This is a genomic window from Streptosporangium sp. NPDC048047 (genome assembly GCF_040653115.1).
Classification (GTDB): domain Bacteria; phylum Actinomycetota; class Actinomycetes; order Streptosporangiales; family Streptosporangiaceae; genus Streptosporangium.
In genome coordinates this window covers 1-19,948 of sequence record NZ_JBEZNH010000063.1, presented here as the reverse complement: position 1 = coordinate 19,948, position 19,948 = coordinate 1, and the positions used below count along the sequence as shown (strand labels likewise).

Annotated in this window: 15 protein-coding genes, 1 other RNA gene and 1 pseudogene; 11 read left to right on the top strand and 6 right to left on the bottom strand. The window is 72.9% G+C overall.

Annotated features, from left to right (window positions below):
* Positions 1–493 precede the first annotated feature (493 nt).
* From AB0D67_RS33615 to AB0D67_RS33605, 3 genes are read left to right on the top strand one after another with little or no spacing between them, the layout of a single operon-like run.
* Positions 494–1,780 carry an extracellular solute-binding protein gene (locus AB0D67_RS33615; protein ID WP_362944952.1) on the top strand — a complete coding sequence of 429 codons (1,287 nt, stop codon included), beginning with the start codon at positions 494–496 and terminating at the stop codon, positions 1,778–1,780.
* On the top strand, positions 1,781–2,794 hold the full coding sequence (locus AB0D67_RS33610) for a sugar ABC transporter permease (RefSeq protein WP_362944950.1): 1,014 nt from the start codon (positions 1,781–1,783) through the stop codon (positions 2,792–2,794).
* Entirely contained in the window at positions 2,791–3,642 is an 852-nt protein-coding gene (locus AB0D67_RS33605; protein ID WP_362944948.1) for a carbohydrate ABC transporter permease, read from the top strand. The genes AB0D67_RS33610 and AB0D67_RS33605 overlap by 4 nt, the downstream gene beginning before the upstream one ends.
* Before the next feature lie 144 nt (positions 3,643–3,786).
* On the opposite strand, the gene AB0D67_RS33600 is transcribed toward AB0D67_RS33605, so the two are convergent.
* Positions 3,787–4,809 carry a LacI family DNA-binding transcriptional regulator gene (locus AB0D67_RS33600; protein WP_362944946.1) on the bottom strand — a complete coding sequence of 341 codons (1,023 nt, stop codon included), beginning with the start codon at positions 4,807–4,809 and terminating at the stop codon, positions 3,787–3,789.
* A gap of 201 nt (positions 4,810–5,010) precedes the next feature.
* Here AB0D67_RS33600 and AB0D67_RS33595 point away from each other — a divergent pair, with 201 nt between their 5' ends.
* Both AB0D67_RS33595 and AB0D67_RS33590 read left to right on the top strand, forming a co-directional pair.
* Complete coding sequence (locus tag AB0D67_RS33595; protein WP_362944944.1) at positions 5,011–6,384, top strand: cellulase family glycosylhydrolase; 1,374 nt, start codon at positions 5,011–5,013, stop codon at positions 6,382–6,384.
* Positions 6,381–8,066, top strand: a complete 1,686-nt coding sequence (locus tag AB0D67_RS33590) for a glycoside hydrolase family 43 protein (RefSeq protein ID WP_362944942.1) — start codon at positions 6,381–6,383, stop codon at positions 8,064–8,066. Before AB0D67_RS33595 ends, AB0D67_RS33590 begins: the two co-directional genes overlap by 4 nt.
* Before the next feature lie 192 nt (positions 8,067–8,258).
* On the opposite strand, the gene AB0D67_RS33585 is transcribed toward AB0D67_RS33590, so the two are convergent.
* Entirely contained in the window at positions 8,259–9,056 is a 798-nt protein-coding gene (locus AB0D67_RS33585) for an SDR family oxidoreductase (RefSeq protein ID WP_362944940.1), read from the bottom strand.
* 372 nt (positions 9,057–9,428) lie between these two features.
* On the opposite strand from AB0D67_RS33585, the pseudogene AB0D67_RS33580 reads away from it, so the two are divergent.
* A pseudogene (locus AB0D67_RS33580) lies at positions 9,429–10,280 on the top strand (DMT family transporter); the annotation flags it as partial.
* A gap of 172 nt (positions 10,281–10,452) precedes the next feature.
* Here AB0D67_RS33580 and AB0D67_RS33575 read toward each other — a convergent pair.
* The gene (locus tag AB0D67_RS33575) at positions 10,453–11,055 is read right to left on the bottom strand and encodes a TetR/AcrR family transcriptional regulator (protein WP_362944938.1); all 603 of its coding nucleotides are present in this window, start codon (positions 11,053–11,055) and stop codon (positions 10,453–10,455) included.
* Positions 11,056–11,203: 148 nt separating this feature from the next.
* Between AB0D67_RS33575 and AB0D67_RS33570 the strand changes: the two genes are divergently transcribed.
* Complete coding sequence (locus AB0D67_RS33570; protein WP_362944936.1) at positions 11,204–12,709, top strand: AMP-binding protein; 1,506 nt, start codon at positions 11,204–11,206, stop codon at positions 12,707–12,709.
* 162 nt (positions 12,710–12,871) lie between these two features.
* On the opposite strand, the gene AB0D67_RS33565 is transcribed toward AB0D67_RS33570, so the two are convergent.
* Together AB0D67_RS33565 and AB0D67_RS33560 are read right to left on the bottom strand one after the other, a co-directional pair.
* On the bottom strand, positions 12,872–13,909 hold the full coding sequence (locus AB0D67_RS33565; protein WP_362944934.1) for a membrane dipeptidase: 1,038 nt from the start codon (positions 13,907–13,909) through the stop codon (positions 12,872–12,874).
* 159 nt (positions 13,910–14,068) lie between these two features.
* Positions 14,069–15,508, bottom strand: a complete 1,440-nt coding sequence (locus AB0D67_RS33560; protein ID WP_362944932.1) for an NAD(P)/FAD-dependent oxidoreductase — start codon at positions 15,506–15,508, stop codon at positions 14,069–14,071.
* Between the two features lie 258 nt (positions 15,509–15,766).
* Between AB0D67_RS33560 and AB0D67_RS33555 the strand changes: the two genes are divergently transcribed.
* The 4 genes from AB0D67_RS33555 to rnpB all read left to right on the top strand — a co-directional run bounded on the left by AB0D67_RS33555 (position 15,767) and on the right by rnpB (position 19,258).
* On the top strand, positions 15,767–16,603 hold the full coding sequence (locus AB0D67_RS33555; protein WP_362944930.1) for a Nif3-like dinuclear metal center hexameric protein: 837 nt from the start codon (positions 15,767–15,769) through the stop codon (positions 16,601–16,603).
* Entirely contained in the window at positions 16,600–17,340 is a 741-nt protein-coding gene (locus AB0D67_RS33550; RefSeq protein WP_362944927.1) for a C4-type zinc ribbon domain-containing protein, read from the top strand. Before AB0D67_RS33555 ends, AB0D67_RS33550 begins: the two co-directional genes overlap by 4 nt.
* Positions 17,337–18,584, top strand: coding sequence for a bifunctional RNase H/acid phosphatase (locus AB0D67_RS33545; protein ID WP_362944925.1), 1,248 nt, complete (start codon positions 17,337–17,339; stop codon positions 18,582–18,584). The genes AB0D67_RS33550 and AB0D67_RS33545 overlap by 4 nt, the downstream gene beginning before the upstream one ends.
* Positions 18,585–18,860: 276 nt before the next feature.
* Positions 18,861–19,258, top strand: an RNA gene (gene rnpB / locus AB0D67_RS33540) — RNase P RNA component class A.
* Between the two features lie 76 nt (positions 19,259–19,334).
* Here the strand turns inward: rnpB and AB0D67_RS33535 are convergent.
* A complete protein-coding gene (locus AB0D67_RS33535; RefSeq protein WP_362944923.1) occupies positions 19,335–19,796 on the bottom strand; it encodes a tyrosine-type recombinase/integrase in 462 nt (153 codons plus the stop codon).
* Between the last annotated feature and the right edge of the window lie 152 nt (positions 19,797–19,948).

Sequence of the window (19,948 nt, the reverse complement as noted above, 5' to 3'; positions counted from 1 at the left end):
TCCGCATAGGGGACGCGGGCCGCCTCCGTGGTGGCCACGGATAGCGGGTCGGTGGCGGCCCCGCGCTCACGGCCACGGCCACGGCGACGTGACGGGCACGGGGCCGAAGCGACGGAGTCCCGCGCCGGCCCGGTGCGGGACCGGCCCGCGGCGGCCGGCCTTTGAAACTTTCATGCCCCTCCCGGGATTTTCGGCCCCCGTGGCAGGGGCCGCCCTCCCGGGTGGCCGTCGGAGAACGCCCTGAGCTGGGACACCGTACGGCGTCGCGAATCCACCCCCCGGAGGTGCGGAGACCGCCCCATAACGTCTCTACAACGACCGTTGATCCGGCCGTCACGCCGATGTAACGTCGGCGCCACCCAGAAAATATCGGGTATCTGTCGAAACTTTCAGCAACAGTGGTGCGGCGGCGGAGCCGGGCGCGTCCGCCCGACGTCGGCCAGGGCCTGAGCCCCCGCACGACCCCCGAGAGATGAGGAAGGGAACCACTGTGATGTCGTTGGGACGGCGAAGCGCGGCGGCCCTGGTCGCAGCCACGCTCCTCCTCGGAGGATGCGGCGGCGGAGGCGGCGAGGAGCCGAAGGCCGCCTCCGGGAGTGGAGGGAAGGTCACGGTCGAGTGGTGGAACATCGGGACCACCGAACCGCTGAAGTCCTTCCTCGCGCGCATGGCCACCGAGTACCAGAAGCAGCACCCGAACGTCGTCATCAAGAACCTCCCCATCGAGAACGAGGCCTTCAAGGCCCGGATGACGACGCTGAACCAGTCGGGCAAGACGCCCGACCTCTTCACCACCTGGGGCGGCGGCGTCCTGAAGCAGCAGGTGGACGCCGGGCTGGTCAAGGACCTGACCGATGACAGCGCGGCCTGGAGCGGCGCGTTCACCCCGGCCTCGCTGCAGCCGTACCAGGTCGACGGGAAGACCTACGCGATCCCGGCCGACATCGGCATGGTCGGCTTCTGGTACAACAAGGCGCTGTTCGCCAAGGCGGGCGTCACCGAGCCGCCGGCCACCTGGTCGGCCTACATCGACGCCGTCAAGAAGCTCAAGGCGGCCGGCATCACCCCGATCGCCCTGGCCGGCAAGGAGAAGTGGCCCGGCCACTACTACTGGGCCTACCTCGCCATGCGGATCGGCGGCCTGCAGGCCCTGCAGCAGGCGGCGACCGACCACGACTTCACCAAGCCCCCCTTCGTGGAGGCCGGGCGGCGCCTGAAGGAGCTCGCCGACCTCGACCCGTTCCAGAAGGGCTTCCTCGGCGCCGCGTACAACACCCCCGACGGCCAGGCCGCGCTCGTCGGCAACGGCAAGGCGGCGATGGAGCTGATGGGCCAGTGGGCGCCGTCGGTGGAGAAGGAGGCGGGCAAGGGTATCGGCGACGACCTCGGCTTCTTCCCCTTCCCGGCCGTCGAGGGCGGGACGGGCAAGGTGACGGACGCCTTCGGCGGCGGCGGCGGGTACGCCGTCGGCGCGGACGCCCCCGCAGAGGCGCTCGACTTCCTGAAGTTCATCTCCGAGGAGAAGAACCACCGCGACGTGGTGGCGTCCGGGGCGGTCCTGCCGGTGCTGAAGGGCACCGAGGACGCCGTCAAGGACCCGAACCTGGCGACGGTGGCCAAGGCGCTGTCGACGGCGAGCGGCTTCCAGCTCTACCTCGACCAGGCCTACCCTCCGGCGGTCGGGCAGGAGGTCAACGACAGCGTCGCCGAGCTGATCGTGGGCAAGAAGACGCCCGAGCAGGTCGCGCAGGCCATCACCGAGACGGCGAAGTCCGAGTAGATGAGGGCTGCGGAAGGCACCTCCCGGCTCGCGCCCCCCACGGGGGAGCGGCGGGCGCCGTCCCCGGCCGCCGACACGGCGGCCGGGGCGCCGGCGCCCCGGCCGCCGCGCGGGCACCGGTTCCGGGGCAGGCTGACGATAGCGGCGTTCCTGCTCCCGGCCCTGCTGCTGTTCGGCCTGCTGGTCCTGGCCCCGATCCTCGTGGCGATCTACACCAGCGTCTTCAAGTGGAACGGCCTGCGCGGCCTCCCGGACGACTTCATCGGGACGGCCAACTTCGAGCGGATGTTCGGCGACGAGGTCTTCCTCGGCGACCTGTGGCGCGGCGTGGTGCTGATCGTCCTGTCGCTGGTGATCCAGCTCCCGTTCGCCCTCGGCGTCGCCATGCTGCTCAACCAGCGCATGCGCGGCCGGGCCGTCTACCGGATGATCTTCTTCGCCCCGTACATCCTCTCCGAGGTGATCACCGGGGTGCTGTTCTCGATGATCCTGTCCCCGGACGGCGGCCTGGCGAACCTCGTGCTGGGGACGGTGGGACTGGAGTCGGACTGGCTCTCCGACCCGTCCACCGTCATGCCGTCCCTCTTCCTGGTGATGACCTGGAAGTACTTCGGCTTCCACATGATCCTCTACCTGACCGGCCGTCAGGGCATCCCGCACGAGGTGACCGAGGCGGCGCAGATCGACGGCGCGGGGAGCTGGCAGGTGTTCCGGTACGTCACGCTGCCGCTGCTCGGCCCGACGATCCGGATCAGCGTCTTCCTGTCCGTCATCGGAGCGATCCAGCTGTTCGACCTGGTCTGGGTCCTCACCGGCGGGGGGCCGGCCCACTCCTCCGAGACCATGGCCGTCACGATGTTCCAGTTCGGCTTCAAGCGCTACCAGGTCGGCTACGCCAACGCGATCAGCGTCGTGATGTTCGCGATCAGCCTCGTCTTCGCACTCGTCTACCAGCGGTACGTCATGCGCCGCGACACCGAGGGAGCCCTCACCGCCATGCGGAGCCAGCGTTGAACCGGCGGCCCGCCCCCTCCCGCGCCGGAGTCCGGCCGCGGTCCCTGGGGCTGCACGTCATCGCCGTGACGGTCGGGGCGTTCGTCATCGTGCCGATCCTCTTCGGCCTGCTCGGCGGGTTCAAGGACACCGTCCAGCTGTCCACCAACCCGGTCGGCCTGCCGTCGCCGTGGGTGTTCACCAACTACGCCGACGTGCTGACCGCCCCGACGTTCTGGCGACAGCTCGGCAACAGCGTCCTCATCGCGGCGGCCACGACGCTCGTCGTCGTCGGCGTGTCCGCGCTGGCCGCCTTCGTCTTCGCCCGCTTCGCCTTCCGGGGGCGGGAGCTGTTCTTCACGCTCTTCACGGTCGGGCTGATGTTCCCGTTCGCGGTGGCGATCCTCCCGCTGTTCGTCCTGCTGCGGGCCGCCGGCCTGCTGGACAACCCGCTGGGGGTCGTGCTGCCGCAGGCCGCCTTCGGCCTGCCGATGACGATCATCATCCTGCGGGGCTTCTTCCGGAGCATCCCGGGGGAGATCGAGGAGGCGGCGACGCTCGACGGGTGCGGCGCGTTCGGCTTCTTCTGGAAGATCCTGCTGCCGATGGCCCGCCCGGCGCTGGCGACCGTCTCGGTGCTCGCGGTCGTGGGGAGCTGGAACAACTTCATGCTCCCCCTGGTCGTCTTCAACGACCCCTCCTGGTGGACCCTCCCTCTCGGCGTCCAGCAGTTCCAGGGGCAGTACGCCACCGAGTGGGCGCGCGTCCTCGCCTACGTCACCGTCGCGATGGTGCCGGCGCTGGCGTTCTACGCCCTGGCCGAGCGCCGGCTCGTCAGCGGCCTGACCGCCGGCGCGATGAAGGGCTGACGGCCGGTGGATCTGGGACGCGGCGCCCCCGCGGGCGCCCCGGGACATGGCACCCCGGCGGGCGCCCCGGGGCGGACGGGGCCGGAGTACGGCGCGGCCCCGCCGGCCCCGTCGGCCCAGGGGTACGGTGTCCCCTCGGACGCCTCAGCCCCGCGCGGCCCGGGGCGGCGCGGTGCTCTCCCGGACGACGAGGTCGGTGGCCAGCTCGACACGCCGGGCCTGCGCCGGCTCGCCCCGCCCCATGCCCAGGACCATCCTGGTGGCCGCGGCCGCCATGTCCTGCAGGGGCTGGCGGACGGTGGTCAGCGGCGGCCAGGCCGAGCGCGCCAGCGGCAGGTCGTCGAAGCCGACGACGCTGAGGTCGTCCGGGACGAGCAGGCCGCGCCGCCGGGCGGCCTCGAACACCCCGAACGCCTGCATGTCGCTGCCGGCGAAGATGGCGGTGGGCGGGTCGTCCAGGGAGAGCAGCGCGTGGCCGTGGTCGCGGCCGGAGTCGACCAGGAAGTCGCCGTGGCAGATCAGCTCCGGCGCGACGGTCACGCCCGCGGTCTCCAGCGCCGCGCGGTAGCCGTCGATCCTGGCCCGGCTGCACAGCATGTCGGCCGGTCCGCCGATCATCCCGATCCTGCGGTGCCCCATCTCCAGCAGATGCCGGGTGGCGGCCAGCCCGCCGTTCCAGTTGGTCGCGCCGACCGAGGTGACGCCCGGCGCGGGCTCGCCCTCCGGGTCGACGACGGCGAACGGCATCGCGCGGGCGTTGAGCTGCCCCTGCAGCGTGGCGGACAGCTTCGAGGCGACGACGACCACGCCGTCGGTACGGCGGGCCGCGATGCGCTCCAGCCAGTCGCGGCCGGGGCCGGCGTGCGTGTGCAGCACGGACACCACGATGCCGGCGTCGGCCTCGCGGGCGGCCGTCTCGGCGCCGCGCACTATCTCCATCGCCCACGGGCTCTCTATCTCCGAGAAGACCAGGTCGATCAGCCCGACCGGCCCGTCGCTCTGGCTGACGCGCCGCCGGTAGCCGTGCTTGTGCAGCAACCGCTCGACCCGCCGCCGGGTCTCGGCGGCGACCTCCGGACGCCCGTTGATGACCTTGGACACCGTGGGGACGGAAACCCCCGCCTCCTCGGCGATGAGGGCGATCGTCACCCGCCTCTTCGCTGGCATGCCCAGGAGTGTAGCCGAAAGTTTCGGCTCACCGCCCGCCCGGCGCGGCATGCCGGTCATTCCGTCCGAACGGATCATTCGAGTGATATGCGCGTTCCGCGTATCGCCCGGCTCTGAAAAGTTCAATTTCCTGATGAAAGTTTCAAAGAACCGCTTTCGGCGCCCGCTCGGCGGGCGGCGATCGTCGCACAAGGAGAATCCATGACCCTGCGTGTCTCCGGATCCCGGCTCGTCGACCCGGAGGGCGCCGCGGTACGGCTGCGCGGCGTCGGCCTCGGGGGCTGGCTGAACATGGAGAACTTCATCACCGGCTATCCCTCCACCGAGTCGGAGATGCGGCGCTCGGTGGGCGAGGTGCTGGGTGAGGACCGGGCCGAGCTGTTCTTCGACCGGCTGCTGACCTCCTTCTTCGGCCCCGGCGACGCGGCGCTGCTGGCCTCCCTCGGCGTCAACTGCGTGCGCATCCCGGTGAACTACCGCCACCTGGAGTCCGACGACCGCCCCATGGAGATCGTCGAACGGGGCTTCCGGCACCTCGACCGCGTCGTCGGCCTGCTCGGCGAGCACGGCATCTACAGTGTGATCGATCTGCACGCGCTGCCCGGGGCGCAGAACCAGCACTGGCACTCCGACAACCCCACCCATGTCGCGTCGTTCTGGCGGCACCGGCACTTCCAGGATCGAGTGGTGCACCTGTGGGAGGCGATCGCCGACCGCTACCGCGACCACCGGTGGGTGGCCGGCTACAACCCGGTCAACGAGCCCGCCGACCCCACCGGCACGGTCGTCGGGCCGTTCTACGACCGCCTGGTCAAGGCGGTCCGCGCGGTCGACCCCGGCCACGTGCTGTTCCTCGACGGCAACACCTACTCCACCGACTTCTCCGTCTTCCGAGAGGTCTACGAGAACACCGTCTTCGTCTGCCACGACTACGCCCTGGCCGGGTTCGCGCACGGCGGGCCGTACCCCGGTCACACCCGGGGCGAGTGGGTGGACCGCGAGCAGCTGGAGCTGGCCTTCGAGCGGCGCACCGCCTTCCAGCGCCAGACGGGCACACCGCTGTGGGTGGGGGAGTTCGGCCCCGTCTACACCGGCGACCCCGGCGTGGACGGGCAGCGCTACCAGATCCTCCGCGACCAGCTCGACATCTACGACGCCCACGAGGCGGGCTGGTCCCTGTGGACCTACAAGGACGTCGGGCTCCAGGGGCTGGTGTACGCCGCGGGCCCCTACATGGAGCGCTTCGGGCCGTTCATCGCGAAGAAGTCGCGGCTCGGCGCCGACCGGTGGGGCTCCACCATGGAGGAGTCCGCGGACATCCTCGCGCCGCTGCACCGGCTCCTGGAGACCGAGTTCCCCGGCTGGGACCCCTACCCGTGGGGCGCCCGGTACCAGGCCGACGACCTCATCCGGCACATCCTCGTCGCCCAGGCCATGCTGCCGGAGTACGCCTCGCTGTTCCGCGGCCTGTCCGACGAGCAGCTGATCGCGCTGGCCGACTCCTTCGCCCTGCCGGCCTGCGTCCGCCGCGAGCCCCTGCTCGAACTCCTCGCCGGCAACCTGGCGGCGCGGTGACGGCGGGCGTCCCGGAGACGACGGGCGGCCCCGAGGCGACGGGCACGGCGGACGTCTCCGGCACGGTGAACCCGGCGGGCACGGCGGGCGGTCCCGGTACGGCGGGTACGGCGGGCGGTCCCGGTACGGCGGGCGCGGCGAGGACGTTCGCCAACCCGATCCTCCCCGGCTTCCACCCCGACCCGTCGATCTGCCGGGTCGGCGACGACCACTACCTGGTCACGTCGAGCTTCGAGTGGTTCCCCGGGGTGCCGATCTTCCACAGCCTCGACCTGGTGCACTGGCGGCCGCTGGGCCACGTCCTGGACCGCCCCTCCCAGCTCCCGCTCGACGGGACCAAGCCCAGCGGCGGGATCTACGCCCCGACGCTCCGGCACCACGAGGGCGTCTTCTACATGATCGCGACGCTGGTCGACGGGCGGCCGGAGGCCGGCCTGGAGAACTTCGTGGTCACCGCGACCGACCCGGCGGGCCCGTGGAGCGAGCCGTACCCGCTGGACCTGCCCCGCGCCTTCGACCCGTCGCTGTTCTTCGACGACGACGGGACCGCCTGGGTCACCGCGACCCGCCCCACGAACGACCTCGGCCACACGGAGATCTTCCTGCGCCGGCTCGACCTCGGCACGATGACCCTCACCGACGAGGAGACCGTGCTGTGGGACGGCGCGCTCAAGGACGCCGTCTGGGCCGAGGGCCCGCATCTCTACAAGGTCGACGGCCGCTACCACCTGCTGATCGCCGAGGGCGGCACCGCGCACGACCACGCAGTGACCGTCGCCCGCTCGGACGACGTCGCCGGGCCGTACCGCGGCAACCCCCGCAACCCGGTCCTCACCCACCGCCACCTGGGCCTCGACCACCCGATCGTCGGGACCGGCCACGGCGACCTCGTGCGGACCGCCGCCGGCGAGTGGTGGATGGTGCTGCTGGCGATGCGCCCCTACGGCGGATACCACTACAACCTGGGCCGGGAGACCTTCCTGACCCGGGTGCGCTGGGAGGACGGCTGGCCGCTCGCCGAGCAGGTCGAACCCGAGGCGGCCGCGCCGGACCTGCCCGAGCACCGCTGGCCCGCCGAACCCGTCTGCGACAACTTCGACGCGGAACGGCTCGCGCCGTGCTGGAACCACCTGCGCACCCCGCGTGAGCCGTACTGGAGCTTGACCGAGCGGCCCGGCCACCTGAGGCTGCGGCCGGGCCCGCGGACCCTCGCCGAGCGGGCCGCGCCGAGCCTGGTGGCGCGCAGGCAGTGCCACCGCGACTTCGCCGCGCACACCGCCCTCGACTTCACCCCGGCGGGGGACGGGTGCGCGGGCCTGGTGCTGGTGCAGAACGACGACTTCCACATCCGCTACGTCCTGTCGGCGCGCGGCCTGGAGGTGGTCCGCCGGCACGCCGGCGCCGACGAGGTGCTCGCCACGGCCCCGGTGCCCGGCGGCAGGCTGTTCCTCGGGGTGGAGGCGAGGGGCCAGGAGTACCGGATGCGCTACGCCACGGCCCCCGGGCGGTGGCTGCCCCTCGGGGACGCGGTGGACGGGCGCGTGCTCAGCACGACCGTCGCGGGAGGCTTCACGGGCGCCTACATCGGCATGTACGCCGCGGGCGGCCCGGAGGCGGCCCGGAACCCGGCGGACTTCGACTGGTTCGAGTACCTCCCCCTGAGCGACCCCGTGAGCCCGTGAGCCCGTGAGCCCGTGAGCCCGTGAGCCCGTGAGCCCGTGAGTTCGTGAGTTCGTGAGTTCATGAGTTCATGAGTTCGTGGGGCCGTGACCCCGCGGTGTCTTGAACCCGTGGACCTCGGACCCCGGCCCCGGGCCAGGAGCGATCCAAGGGGCCCGGCCCGGTGCCGGGCCTCCGGGCGGACCGTCCGGTCGTCAGCCGCGGAGCAGGCGGCGGACGCCGAGTGAGGCCGCCCGGACCGCGAGCGCGGGCGAGAGCCGGGTCAGGAGCCAGGCCGCCCGGCCCGACGCCGGGACCACGATGAGCGCCCGGTCGCGGGCGACGCCCCGCATGACGTCGCGGGCCAGCGTCTCCGCCGGATAGAGGAAGGGCGCCGCCAGCTCCGCCGAGCGCCGGGCGTTCGCGCTGACCGCGGTCTGCGGCAGGCCCGGGTTGACGCGGTCGAACAGCGGGGTGTCGACGAAACCCGGGCAGACCGCGTGCACCTTCACCCCGTGCGCCGCCGCCTCGGCGCGCAGCGCGAGCGACAGCCCGACCACCCCGTGCTTGGACGTGGTGTAGGGCAGCATCAACGGGGCGGGGAACACCCCCGCCACGGACGCGGTGTTGACGATGCGGCCGAACCCCTGCTCGATCATGACCGGGTAGGCGGCGTGGACGCCGTGGACCACCCCGCGCAGGTTCACGTCGATCACCCGGTTCCAGTGCTCCAGGCCGAACTCCTCGGCGGCGCCGCCGACCGCGATCCCGGCGTTGTTGAACATGAAGTCCAGCCGGCCGTGGTCGGCCCGGACCTTCGCCACCAGGTCCCGGACCGCGTCCGCGTCGGTGACGTCCAGCGCCGCCCCGGCGCAGCCCAGCTCGGCGGCGGCGCGCCCGGCTCCGTCGCCGTCGGAGTCCGCGACCACCACGTGGACGCCGTGCCCGCGCAGCTCGCGGGCGAGGGCCAGGCCGATGCCGGAGGCGCCCCCGGTCACGATCGCCGTCTTCATCAGCAGCCTCCCGCGTCTCCTGTGCCGTCCGGTGACCCTGCCCGGTGATCGGCGGAACACCCGCGGACGGCCTTTCGGCACCCCTACCCGAGAACCGGACGAAACACCCGCAAGTGGCCTCCCGGTGCCCCACCCCGGAGCCGGGCGGAACGCCCGCAAGCGGCCCCCGCCCCGGAACCGGACGGAACATCCGCAGGTGCTCTCCTGGCGCCCCCCGGCAACCGGACGTAACGTCCGTAAGCCTCAAAAACCGCCGCCTGGGGTGTGAGGTGTCACACGCCGGTGGAACGGTCTTCCTCAGGGGCGTATTAGGACCACTCCGATTCATTCGGTGACGTCAACGTCGCCGAACGTGATGTAATCCTTCCGGGTATGACAGCGGTGTCCGCCCCCCGTCCCCTCCTGGGAACCGTCCTCCTGTTGTTCGTCAGCGCGGCCTGGGGCTCGGCCTTCCCGCTGATGAAGGACCTCATCGCCCGCGTGCCCGTGGCCGACCTGCTCACCGAGCGGTACGGCATCGCCACGCTCGTCCTGGTCGCGATCCGCCCCCGCTGCCTGCGGGGACTGCCGGAGCGGACGTGGCTGACCGGAGCCCTGCTCGGCCTGGTGTTCGGCGTCGGCCAGACCGCCCAGGCGGTCGCCCTGAGCGACCTCCCCTCCTCGGTCTCGGGCTTCGCCGTCGGCTCCTACGTGGTGATCACCCCGATCCTCGGGCTGATCCTGACCGGCGCCCGGATCTCCGGCCGCACCTGGGTCGCGGTGGCGCTCGCGACGACCGCGATGGCGGCCTTCACGCTGCTGAAGGAGGCCGAGGGCGGCGACGTGTCACTGCCCGCGCTGGCCGTAACGCTGCTGTCGGCGGTGCTGTACGCGGCGCACACGCTGGTGCTGGGCGGCTACGACGGCGCCCACCGCGACGCCTACCCGATCGCGGTGATCCAGCTCGGCACCATCGCGCTCATGACCGGCGTCCTCGCCGCGCCGGACGGCCTCACGCTGCCCGCCACCCCGGCCGACTGGGCGGTCCTGGGTCACCTGTCGGTCGTCGCCTGCGCCCTCGGCTTCCTGGCCCGCTCCTTCGGGCAGCTCCACGTGCCGCCGGTGCCCGCCGCGGTGATCCTGTCGGCCCAGCCGCTCTGGGTCACCGCCCTGGCCGTCGCGGCGTACGGCGAGCCGCTCACCGGCACCTTCCTCGTCGGCGGCGGGCTCATCGCCCTGGCCATGCTCATGGTCGTGCTGCCCGGCGGCCGGTGGCGGCCCGGCGGCCGCCGGTCGCCCGGCGGGAGCCCACCGTCCGGCGGGCGGAGGTCACGCGGCGCACGGCGGTCGCCGGGCGGGCGGTGGTGGCCCGGCGGGCGGCGGTCGCCCGGAGGCCGCTGGTGGCCCGGCGGGCGGCTCAGGACAGCGCGTCACGCGGCAGACCCAGCTCCAGCTCGGCGGACGCGCGGACGAGCTCTGCCAGCCGGGCCCGGGTCAGCAGCCGCCGGTGCGCGGTCGCCTGGACGGCCAGGCCGTCGACGAGCGCGATGATCCGCCAGACCGCGCCCTCGGGGTCGGCGCAGGAGAAGGCGCCGGCCCCGACCCCCTCGTCGACGACGGAGCGCAGCGCCCGCCGCCAGCGCAGGCCGGTCTCCCGGCAGATCGCCTCCAGGTCGGCGTCGCGCACCGACTCGGCGCGGGCGTCGATCCACAGCGTCCACGAGGTGGGACGCCCGCCGGGGGAGTAGAGGGCGAGCAGGGCGCGCAGCCGCTCCGGCGGGGAGCCGCCCGACGCCTCCAGTCTCTCCAGGGCCGCCAGGTCGCGCTCGGCCGCGTAGGCGAGGGCATGCGCGAGCATCTTCTCCCTCGTCTCGAAGTGATAGAACAGCAGCGCCTGGCTGACCCCCGCGGCCCGCGCGATGTCGGTCGTGCGCGTGCGCCCGAACCCCCGTGCGGCGATCACGCCGCAGGCCGCGCGGAGCAGGTCGTCACGCCGCAGACGCCCGAATCCCCGTGCCACATCGGAACCCTAGCCGCTCCCCGTCCCGCCTTTCCGGTTTCGCCGGACACCGCCGCGCGCATCTCTACTACAAAAGGGACGGAAGGGGTGCCCGCCGTACTCCGGGGCCCCGTTCGCGTCTCGTCGGCCGACGGCACCGGGAGGACCCATGCCCGACATCACCGCGCTCCCCGGCTTCTACCGGATCGCGCACGCCGACCCGGGACGCCGCGCGGTGATCGACGGCGACGGCACGACCACCTCGTACGGCGAGCTGCTCGCCCTGGTGAACCGGGTCTCGCACGGCCTGCGCGCCCGCGGCCTCACCCGGGGCGACGTGGTCGCCGGGGTGCTGCCCAACGGGCTGGACCAGGTGGTCATGCTGATGGCCACCGGCCAGATCGGCCTGTACTACGTGCCGGTCAACTGGCACCTGACGGACGCTGAGATCGCCTACATCCTCGCCGACTGCGACGCCCGGGTCGTGGTCGCCGGACCGGACCGCCCCGTGGCCGGGGCGCTCACCGCCGCCGGCCTGGCCGCCGGGCAGCCGGCGACCGACCCCGGGGACCGGACCGCCGGATCGGTCATGTGGTACACCTCCGGCACCACCGGCTTCCCCAAGGGCGTCCAGCGGCGGCTGTCCGGCGCCGAGCCGGAGGCCGCCGTCCCGGCCGTCACCTGGTTCCTCGGCGAGGTCTGCGACCTGCGGCCGGGCGATGGGATCCACCTGGTGACCTCGCCGATGTACCACTCCGCGCCGTGCGCGCACACCATGTTCGCCCTGCACCTGGGCCACACCCTCGTGATCGCCCCCGGCTTCGACCCGGCCGGGGTGCTGGAGCTGGTGGACCGCCACCGGGTGACCAACTCCATGATGGTGCCGACGATGTTCCACCGGATGCTGCGGCTGCCCGAGGAGGTCCGCCGCTCCTACGACCTGTCGTCGCTGCGGCAGGTGATGCACACCGGCGCGGCCTGCCCGCCGGCGGTGAAGAAGGCCGTCATGGACTGGTGGGGCCCGGTCCTGTACGAGTACTACGGCTCCACCGAGGCGGCCATCGCCTTCGCCGTCAAGCCGCACGAGTGGCTGGAGCGCCCCGGCACGGTCGGCCGTCCCGTCCCCGGGTTCGAGGCGAGGATCCTCGGCCCCGAGGGCGAGGAGCTGCCGCCGGGGGAGCCCGGCATGGTGTACGTCAAGTCGGGCCTCGGCCGCTTCACCTACCGCAAGGACCCGGCCAAGACCGCCGCCGGCATGCGCGGCGAGTGGTACGCGCCCGGCGACATCGGGTTCCTGGACAAGGACGGGTACCTGTTCCTGTGCGACCGCCGTACCGACCTGATCGTCTCCGGCGGGGTGAACATCTACCCGGCGGAGGTCGAGGCCGCGCTGCTGGAGCACCCGGCGGTCGCCGACGTCGCGGTGATCGGCGTGCCCGACGAGGAGTGGGGCCACCGCGTCGCCGCGCTCGTCCAGCCCGCGCCGGGCGCCCGGCCCACCCCGCAGGAGCTGCTGGACCACCTCGGCCCGCGCCTGGCCCGGTTCAAGCACCCCCGGATCATCGAGTTCCGCGACGAGCTGCCGCGCACCCCCACCGGCAAGCTCTCCCGTTCCCGGCTGCGCGAGGACTACCTGACGGACCGCGCCCCCGGACCCGCGGCGGGTCCCGTCTGAGCCGGGTCCTGTCCGAGCGGGGCCTTGTCCGAGCGGGGTCCTGTCCGAACGGGGTCCTGAGAGCGGGGTCCTGAGAGCGGGGTCCTGAGAGCGCGGGACCGTCTCGGGGCAGGGCGGGCCGCCTTCCGGACCGGCCCGGCCTGAGCCCGGGAACTCCCGTGATCAGGTCGGGCGGCCCAGCTCCTCGCGGAACAGCCGCAGGACGTTACCGCCGACGATCTTGACGACCTCCTCGTCGGAGAACCCGTGCTTGAGCAGCGCGTCGGTGACCAGCGGCAGGCCGCTCGGCCCGGCCAGCCCCGGGACGGCCGCCCAGGCGTCCACGCCGCTGTAGCTGAACCCCTCACAGCACGGGGGAGTGAGGTCGGTCATGACCTCCCGCATGAAGTCGGGGCCCAGGCCCACGTGGTCGAGCCCGCCGACGCTCACCACGTGCTCGATGTGGTCCACCAGCCGGTCCATCGTGTGGTCGGCCGCGTCCTCCGCCAGGAAGGCCGCCAGGAAGTTGACGCACACCACGCCGCCCGTCGCGGCCACGCCGCGGATCTGGTCGTCGGTGAGGTTGCGGTGGTGGTCGCGCAGCGCCCGCGCCGCGGAGTGGGTCGCCATCACCGGCCGGGTGGCCAGCTCCAGCACGTGCGCGACCCCGGAGGCGCTCAGGTGCGAGATGTCGAAGATCATGCCCAGCCGCTCCATCTCCCGGACGGCCTCCACCCCGGCCGCGGTGAGCCGGCTGCCGGTGGCGTCCTCGCCGCTGCCGTCGGCCAGCGCCGTACGGCCCACGTGCGCGATCGAGGCGACCCGCACGCCCAGCCGGTGCACGGTGGACAGCAGCTCGACGTTCGCGTCCAGGCCGGGGGCGCTCTCCAGCGCCAGCACCAGGGCGATCCGGTCCTCGGCGAGCGCGGCGTCGATCTGTGCGCCGTCGGCGCACAGCCGTACCGCGTCGGCGTTGCCCTCGGCGATGACGTGCGCGCACTCGATCATGCGCAGCGTCTGCCGGAGCGCGCCTTCGGGCCGGAACCCGTCGTCCACGAACACCGGCAGCACCTGCACGTTCACCCCGCCCTCGCGGAGCTGGGGCAACCAGCGCTCGCGGAAGAACGCCGCCCACCGCTTCGGCGGCCGGGCGGTGACGGCCATCAGCAGGTCGTTGTGGGTGTCGGCGACCACGGCGGCACGGTGGAGGTCAACGGACACGGGCGGGCCCTTCTTCGCGGGATGGCGGTTCGGCCCCCGCGACGTTACCGCCAACCGGCCCGCCGCGCCGCACGGCCCGCCACGCACGGCCCCCCGGCCCATCGCGTACGGCCCGCCGCCCGTGCCGCGGCCGTACGGCCGTCAGCAGGCGTACGGCCGTCAGCGGGCGAAGCGGAACGCCGACGGCCGGGGCGCCCTGGTGAGCCGCCGGTAGAGGGTGGTCGGGCCCGGCCAGTTCGTGGTGATCCGGCCCGCCGCGTCCTTGTACCAGCTCGTGCAGCCCGCCTGCCACACCGTCGAGCCCATGGCCTCCGCGAGACGCCGCCGCCAGGCGTCCATCGCCGCGGGATCCACCTCCATCGGCCCCCGCTCCACCAGGTACGGCAGGCAGCCCATGACGTACCCGACCTGACACTCGATCATGAAGACGATCGAGGTGTGGCCCAGGTTGGTGTTGGGACCGTACAGCAGGAACAGGTTCGGGAAGCGCGGCACCGCGATCCCGAGGTACGCCTCGGCGCCGTCCTTCCACTCCTCGGCCAGGCGACGCCCGCCGCGGCCGACGACCTCGACGGGCGACAGGAAGCCGGTGGCGTCGAAACCGGTCGCGTAGACGATCACATCGGCCTCGCGGAGCCCGCCGGTCGTCTCCACGCCGCCCGGCGCGACGCGGACGATCGGCTCGGTGACGACGTCCACGTCCGGCCGCGTCAGCGCGGGATAGAACCCGCTGTCGATGACGATCCGCCGGCAGCCGACCGGGTAGTCCGGGGTCAGCCTCGCCCGCAGCGCCGGGTCCGGCACCTGCGCCCGCAGGTGGGCCAGGGCCCGCTCGCGCACCATCCCGGCGCTCCACCCGCCGGACAGGGCCGGATACAGGGTGCCCTCGGTGTACCGGTAGAACCACTCCCGGTACCCGCGCTGCAGGAACGGCACCCGGTGCAGGGCCGTCCGCGCGACGGGACCGAAGACGCCGTCGGGCTTGGGGAGCACCCAGTTGGGGGTGCGCTGGAAGACGTCCAGGTGGGCTGCGGCCTCGGCCACCGGCGGGATGAGCTGCGCCGCCGACGACCCGCTCCCGATCACCGCGACCCGCCGCCCGGTCAGGTCCGCCGAGTGGTCCCAGCGGGCCGAGTGGAAGGAGACGCCACGGAAGTCCTCCATGCCGGGGATGTCCGGCAGGCGGGGACGGCTGAGCTGCCCCACCGCCGACACCACCACGTCGAACAGTTCCTCCCCGGCATCGGTCCGCACCCGCCAGCGGCCCAGCGACTCGTCGTAGACGGCGGCCGTGACCTCGGTGTCCAGCCGGACGTGCGGCCGCACGCCGTACCTGTCGGCGCACATCTCCAGGTAGGAGAGGATCTCCGGCTGCCCGGGGTAGCGGCGGGTCCAGCTCGAATACCTCTCGAAGGAGAAGGAGTACAGGTGCGAGGGGATGTCGCACCCGGCCCCTGGATAGGTGTTGTCCCGCCAGGTGCCTCCGACGCCCGGCCCCCGCTCGAAGACCGTGAACGAACCGATCCCGGCCTCCTTCAGCCGGATGGCCATGCACAGGCCGGCGAACCCGGCCCCGATGATCGCGACAGTCGGCCCCATGCGCCGGCCCTCCCGGATGCCCGTGTCCGCCCGCCGGGAGGTCCCGGCGGGCCGTACACCCCGCTGGAGATCAGCGTCCTGCAGACCGGGCGGCGAAGTAAAGACCGCGCGGAAGGACCGGCCCCGGACCGCGACGAGGGCGCGCCCCACCGGCAGGGTCTTCGCGCCGGCCGGGCCTCCGTGAGGGAGTCGTGGTGGTCGGGGAACGCCGGGAACGCCGTCCGTACCGGCCGCCGGCCCGGCCGGTAGTCTGCGCACGTGCCTACCCTTGCTGACGTCGTCGCCGAGCTCGAATCGACCTACGATCCCCGCTGGGCCGAGTCCTGGGACGCGGTCGGGCTCGTCTGCGGAGACCCCGCCGCGCCGGTGCGGCGGATCCTGTTCGCCGTGGACCCGGTGCCGGTCGTGGCCGAGGAGGCCCGAGCCTGGAACGCCGACCTGATCGTCACCCACCACCCCCTCTACCTGCGCGGCACCACCAGCGTGGCGGCCACCACCTTCAAGGGCCGCCTGGTCCACACACTGATCAGAAACGACATCGCCCTGTTCGCCGCGCACACCAACGCCGACGTCGCCGACCCCGGCGTCTCCGACGCGCTGGCCCGCGCCGTCGGCCTCACCGGCCCGCTCACCCCCCTGGTACCCGCCGCCGACGACCCCCGCCGCGGCCTCGGCCGCGTCGGATCGCCGCCCGCCCCCGTCACCCTGCGCGAGTTCGCCCGGCAGGCGGCGCGGGGCCTGCCCGCCACCGCCGGCGGCCTGCGGATCGCCGGAGACCCCGACCGCGAGGTACGGCGCGTCGCGGTGAGCGGCGGCTCCGGCGACTCCCTCCTCGGCGCGGCCCGCGCCGCCGGGGTGGACGTGTTCCTCACCGCCGACCTGCGCCACCACCCGGCCAGCGAGTTCACCGAGGAGCCCGGGGGGCCGGCGCTGATCGACGCCGCCCATTGGGCGACCGAGTGGCCCTGGCTCGCCGACGCGGCGCGCCGCCTGGCATCCGAACTGGCCGCGAAGGGGAATACTGTGGAGACGCGCGTATCCGAGACGGTCACGGACGCCTGGACGACAACAGCAGAGTGCGAGGATCTGAAGTGAAAGCAGCCCCGGCGGCGCAGAAGCGCCTACTCGACCTGGCCGAACTCGACTCCGTCATCGACCGGCTGGCCCATCGCCGCCGCACCCTGCCCGAGCTGGCCGAGATCGACGACCTGTCGGCCCGCGTGGCCCGGCTCGCCACGCAGGTCATCGCCGCCGAGACCGAGGCGGGCGACCTCGCCCGCGAGCAGACCAAGGCCGAGTCCGACGTCGACTCGGTCCGCGTCCGCGCCGACCGCGACCAGAAGCGCCTCGACTCCGGCCAGGTGACCTCTCCGAAGGACCTCGCGAGCCTCCAGTCCGAGATCGCCTCCCTGCACCGCCGCCAGAGCGACCTGGAGGAGGTCGTCCTGGAGATCATGGAGCGCCGCGAGGCGGCCGACGAGCAGGTCACCAAGCTCTCCGCAGAGCGGGACCGGCTCGCCGGGCTCCGCGCCGACGCCGAGGACCGCCGGGACGCCGCCTTCGCCGAGATCGACAAGGAGAACGGCGAGGTCAAGGGCAAGCGCGGCGACGTCGCCACCGAGATCCCCGCCGACCTGCTCTCCCTCTACGAGAAGCTGCGCGAGCAGTTCGGGGTGGGCGCCGCCATGCTCCAGGGCGCCCGCTGCCTCGGCTGCCGCACGAGCCTGTCCATCGCGGAGATCAACCGCATCAAGGCCACCTCCCACGACGAGGTGATCCGCTGCGAGGAGTGCCGCCGCATCCTGGTCCGCACCGCGGAATCGGGCCTGTGACCTCCTTCGTCATCGAGGCCGACGGCGGCTCCCGGGGCAACCCGGGGCCCGCCGGGTACGGCGCCGTCGTCAAGGACGCCTCGGACGGCCAGGTGCTGGCCGAGACCGCCGAGGCGATCGGCACCCAGACCAACAACGTCGCCGAGTACCGCGGGCTGATCGCCGGCCTGCGGTCCCTCCTGGCCATCGCCGGCGACGGCGCGGCCGTCGAGGTCCGGATGGACTCCAAACTGGTCATCGAGCAGATGGCCGGCCGCTGGAAGATCAAGAACGAGGGGCTGCGGCCGCTCGCCTCCGAGGCCGCCGGGTTGGCCAGGAGGCTGCGGGTCACCTGGCGGTGGATCCCCCGGGAGAAGAACAAGGACGCCGACCGGCTGGCGAACGAGGCGATGGACGCCGCGGCCAAGGGCCGCCCCTGGCGCCTCGCCGGCGAGGCGGCCTCCGTTCCGGCTTCCACGGGCCCGGCCGGTCACCGGACCGCGACCACCATCCAGGACTCCCTGCTGGACCTCATCGGCGGGGAGGAGACCGCGACACCGGCCCCGTACGGCCCGGCGAACGGGACGGATCCCGAGACGACCGCGGCGACCGGATCCGGCGTCGGCACCGGCTGGCGTCCGCCCACCACCGTGGCGACCTCGCTGCTGCTGCTCCGGCACGGCGAGACCCCGTTCTCCGCCGAGCGCCGCTTCTCCGGCGTCGGCGACCCCGAGCTCACCTCCATCGGCATCGCCCAGGCCGAGGCCGCCGCCGCCAGGCTGTCGCGCCCGCCGTACGGGATCCAGGTTGTCGTCAGCTCGCCGCTCAAACGGGCCCGCGTCACCGCCGAGATCGTCGCGGCGAGGCTGGGGCTGGAGGTCGAGGTCGAGGAGGGGCTCAAGGAGGTCGACTTCGGCGACTGGGAGGGCCACACCTTCACCGAGATCCAGCGCCGCTGGCCGGACGAGCTCGCCGCGTGGCTGGCGGATCCGTCCGCCGCGCCGCCGGGTGGGGAGAGTTTCGAGACGGCGGCGCGGCGGGTCCGGACGACCGGGGACCGGCTGGTCGAGCGCTACGAGGGCAGGACGGTCCTCGCCGTCTCCCACGTCACGCCGATCAAGACGCTGCTGCGGCTCGCGCTGGAGGCTCCCCCCTCCGCGCTGTACCGCATGCACCTCGACCTCGCCGCGCTGTCCCTGATCGAGTACTACGCCGACGGGCCCGCGGTGGTGAAGGCGGTCAACGACACCTCCCACCTCCGCTGAGGCCCTCCGGTCCGTGGACGTCCGTTCTCCGGGCGTCCACCGAGTGGGCGTCCGTCCGCGCTGAGATCCGCGCGCCGGACGTCCGCCCGTCCCTGAAGCCTGCTGAAGCCTGCGCTCCGGACGTCCGTACAGGCTGGGGGCCGTGACGTGCCGCACGTCCGTCCGGAGCGCGGGCGGCTCCCTCCTCGGCGCCGCCCGCGCTCCCCATTCGACCGGAGACGACTTGTCGTCCGGTTGGAGATCGGTTGGGAGCCGATAAGCTTGGAGTACGGCGGACGAGCCGGCCGGGCGGCCGCGTCGGGTCCCTTCGCGGGGCCCGCCGAGGAAGGTCCGGGCTCCACAGGGCAGGGTGGTCGGTAACGCCGACCCGGGGTGACCCGCGGGACAGTGCCACAGAAAAGAGACCGCCCCTCCCTCGCGGGAGGGGTAAGGGTGAAACGGTGGTGTAAGAGACCACCAGCGCCCACGGTGACGTGGGCGGCTCGGTAAACCCCACCTGGAGCAAGGTCAAGAAGGGACGCTCCCCGGAGCGTTCCGCGCGCGACGTTCGAGGGCTGCCCGCCCGAGCCGCGCGGGTAGACCGCTTGAGGCCGCCGGCAACGACGGCCCTAGATGGATGGTCGCCCCTTCACATCAGTGAAGGACAAAACCCGGCCTACAGGCCGACTCGTCCGCCTTATCCGCCCCTGACCTGCGGTGGAACCCTCGCTCGGGAAGATCGAATCCTTGAGAGGGCACATCGGGGGCACATTACGCGGACCCGAGCGCCGAGGCGAAGGCGTTGTCCAGCGCCGTCCGCGCCCGCTCGGATGCCTCCGGGACCAGATGCCCGTACAGGTCCACGGTCGTGGTGATGGACTCGTGTCCGAGCCACCGCGACACCTCGGAGATCGGCACGCCCTCGGCGAGTGCCGTACTGGCGAAGTTGTGCCGCAGATCGTGGAACGTCATGTCCGCCGGCACCCCGGCCGCGAGGATCGCGGGCTTGAGGATGTCGGCGTTGAAGTAGTCACGCCGGATCAGGTTGCCGCGCGTCGTCCGGAACAGTGCGCCCTCGGGCTTGTGCCGATCGATGTGCCCGGCCAGCGCGTCGGCGAGGACGGTCGGTATCGGGACGTCACGGATGGACGCCCGCGTCTTGGGTGGGGCCAGTGTCGGACACCGGTCGATCACCACAACTTGTTGGTGCAGCGCCAGCAGGCGGAGGTTCACACCGGTCGTCGACAGACAACTCCCGGGGTGGCGCGAACGAGTTCTCTGCCGACGTGGTGGATGTGGGCGGGTACCCGGCTGGAGCTGATCGGGGCCGCCGGTACTACATCTGTAGATCGTTAACCGATTCGCCTGCGTGACTGTGGGTAGAT

Excerpts from the sequence above, each read along its gene's own strand:
- AB0D67_RS33615 (WP_362944952.1), top strand. The coding sequence starts at position 494 with ATGTCGTTGGGACGGCGAAGCGCGGCGGCCCTGGTCGCAGCCACGCTC.
- AB0D67_RS33610 (WP_362944950.1), top strand. The coding sequence starts at position 1,781 with ATGAGGGCTGCGGAAGGCACCTCCCGGCTCGCGCCCCCCACGGGGGAG.
- AB0D67_RS33600 (WP_362944946.1), bottom strand. The coding sequence starts at position 4,809 with ATGCCAGCGAAGAGGCGGGTGACGATCGCCCTCATCGCCGAGGAGGCG.
- AB0D67_RS33595 (WP_362944944.1), top strand. The coding sequence starts at position 5,011 with ATGACCCTGCGTGTCTCCGGATCCCGGCTCGTCGACCCGGAGGGCGCC.
- AB0D67_RS33585 (WP_362944940.1), bottom strand. The coding sequence starts at position 9,056 with ATGAAGACGGCGATCGTGACCGGGGGCGCCTCCGGCATCGGCCTGGCC.
- AB0D67_RS33570 (WP_362944936.1), top strand. The coding sequence starts at position 11,204 with ATGCCCGACATCACCGCGCTCCCCGGCTTCTACCGGATCGCGCACGCC.
- AB0D67_RS33560 (WP_362944932.1), bottom strand. The coding sequence starts at position 15,508 with ATGGGGCCGACTGTCGCGATCATCGGGGCCGGGTTCGCCGGCCTGTGC.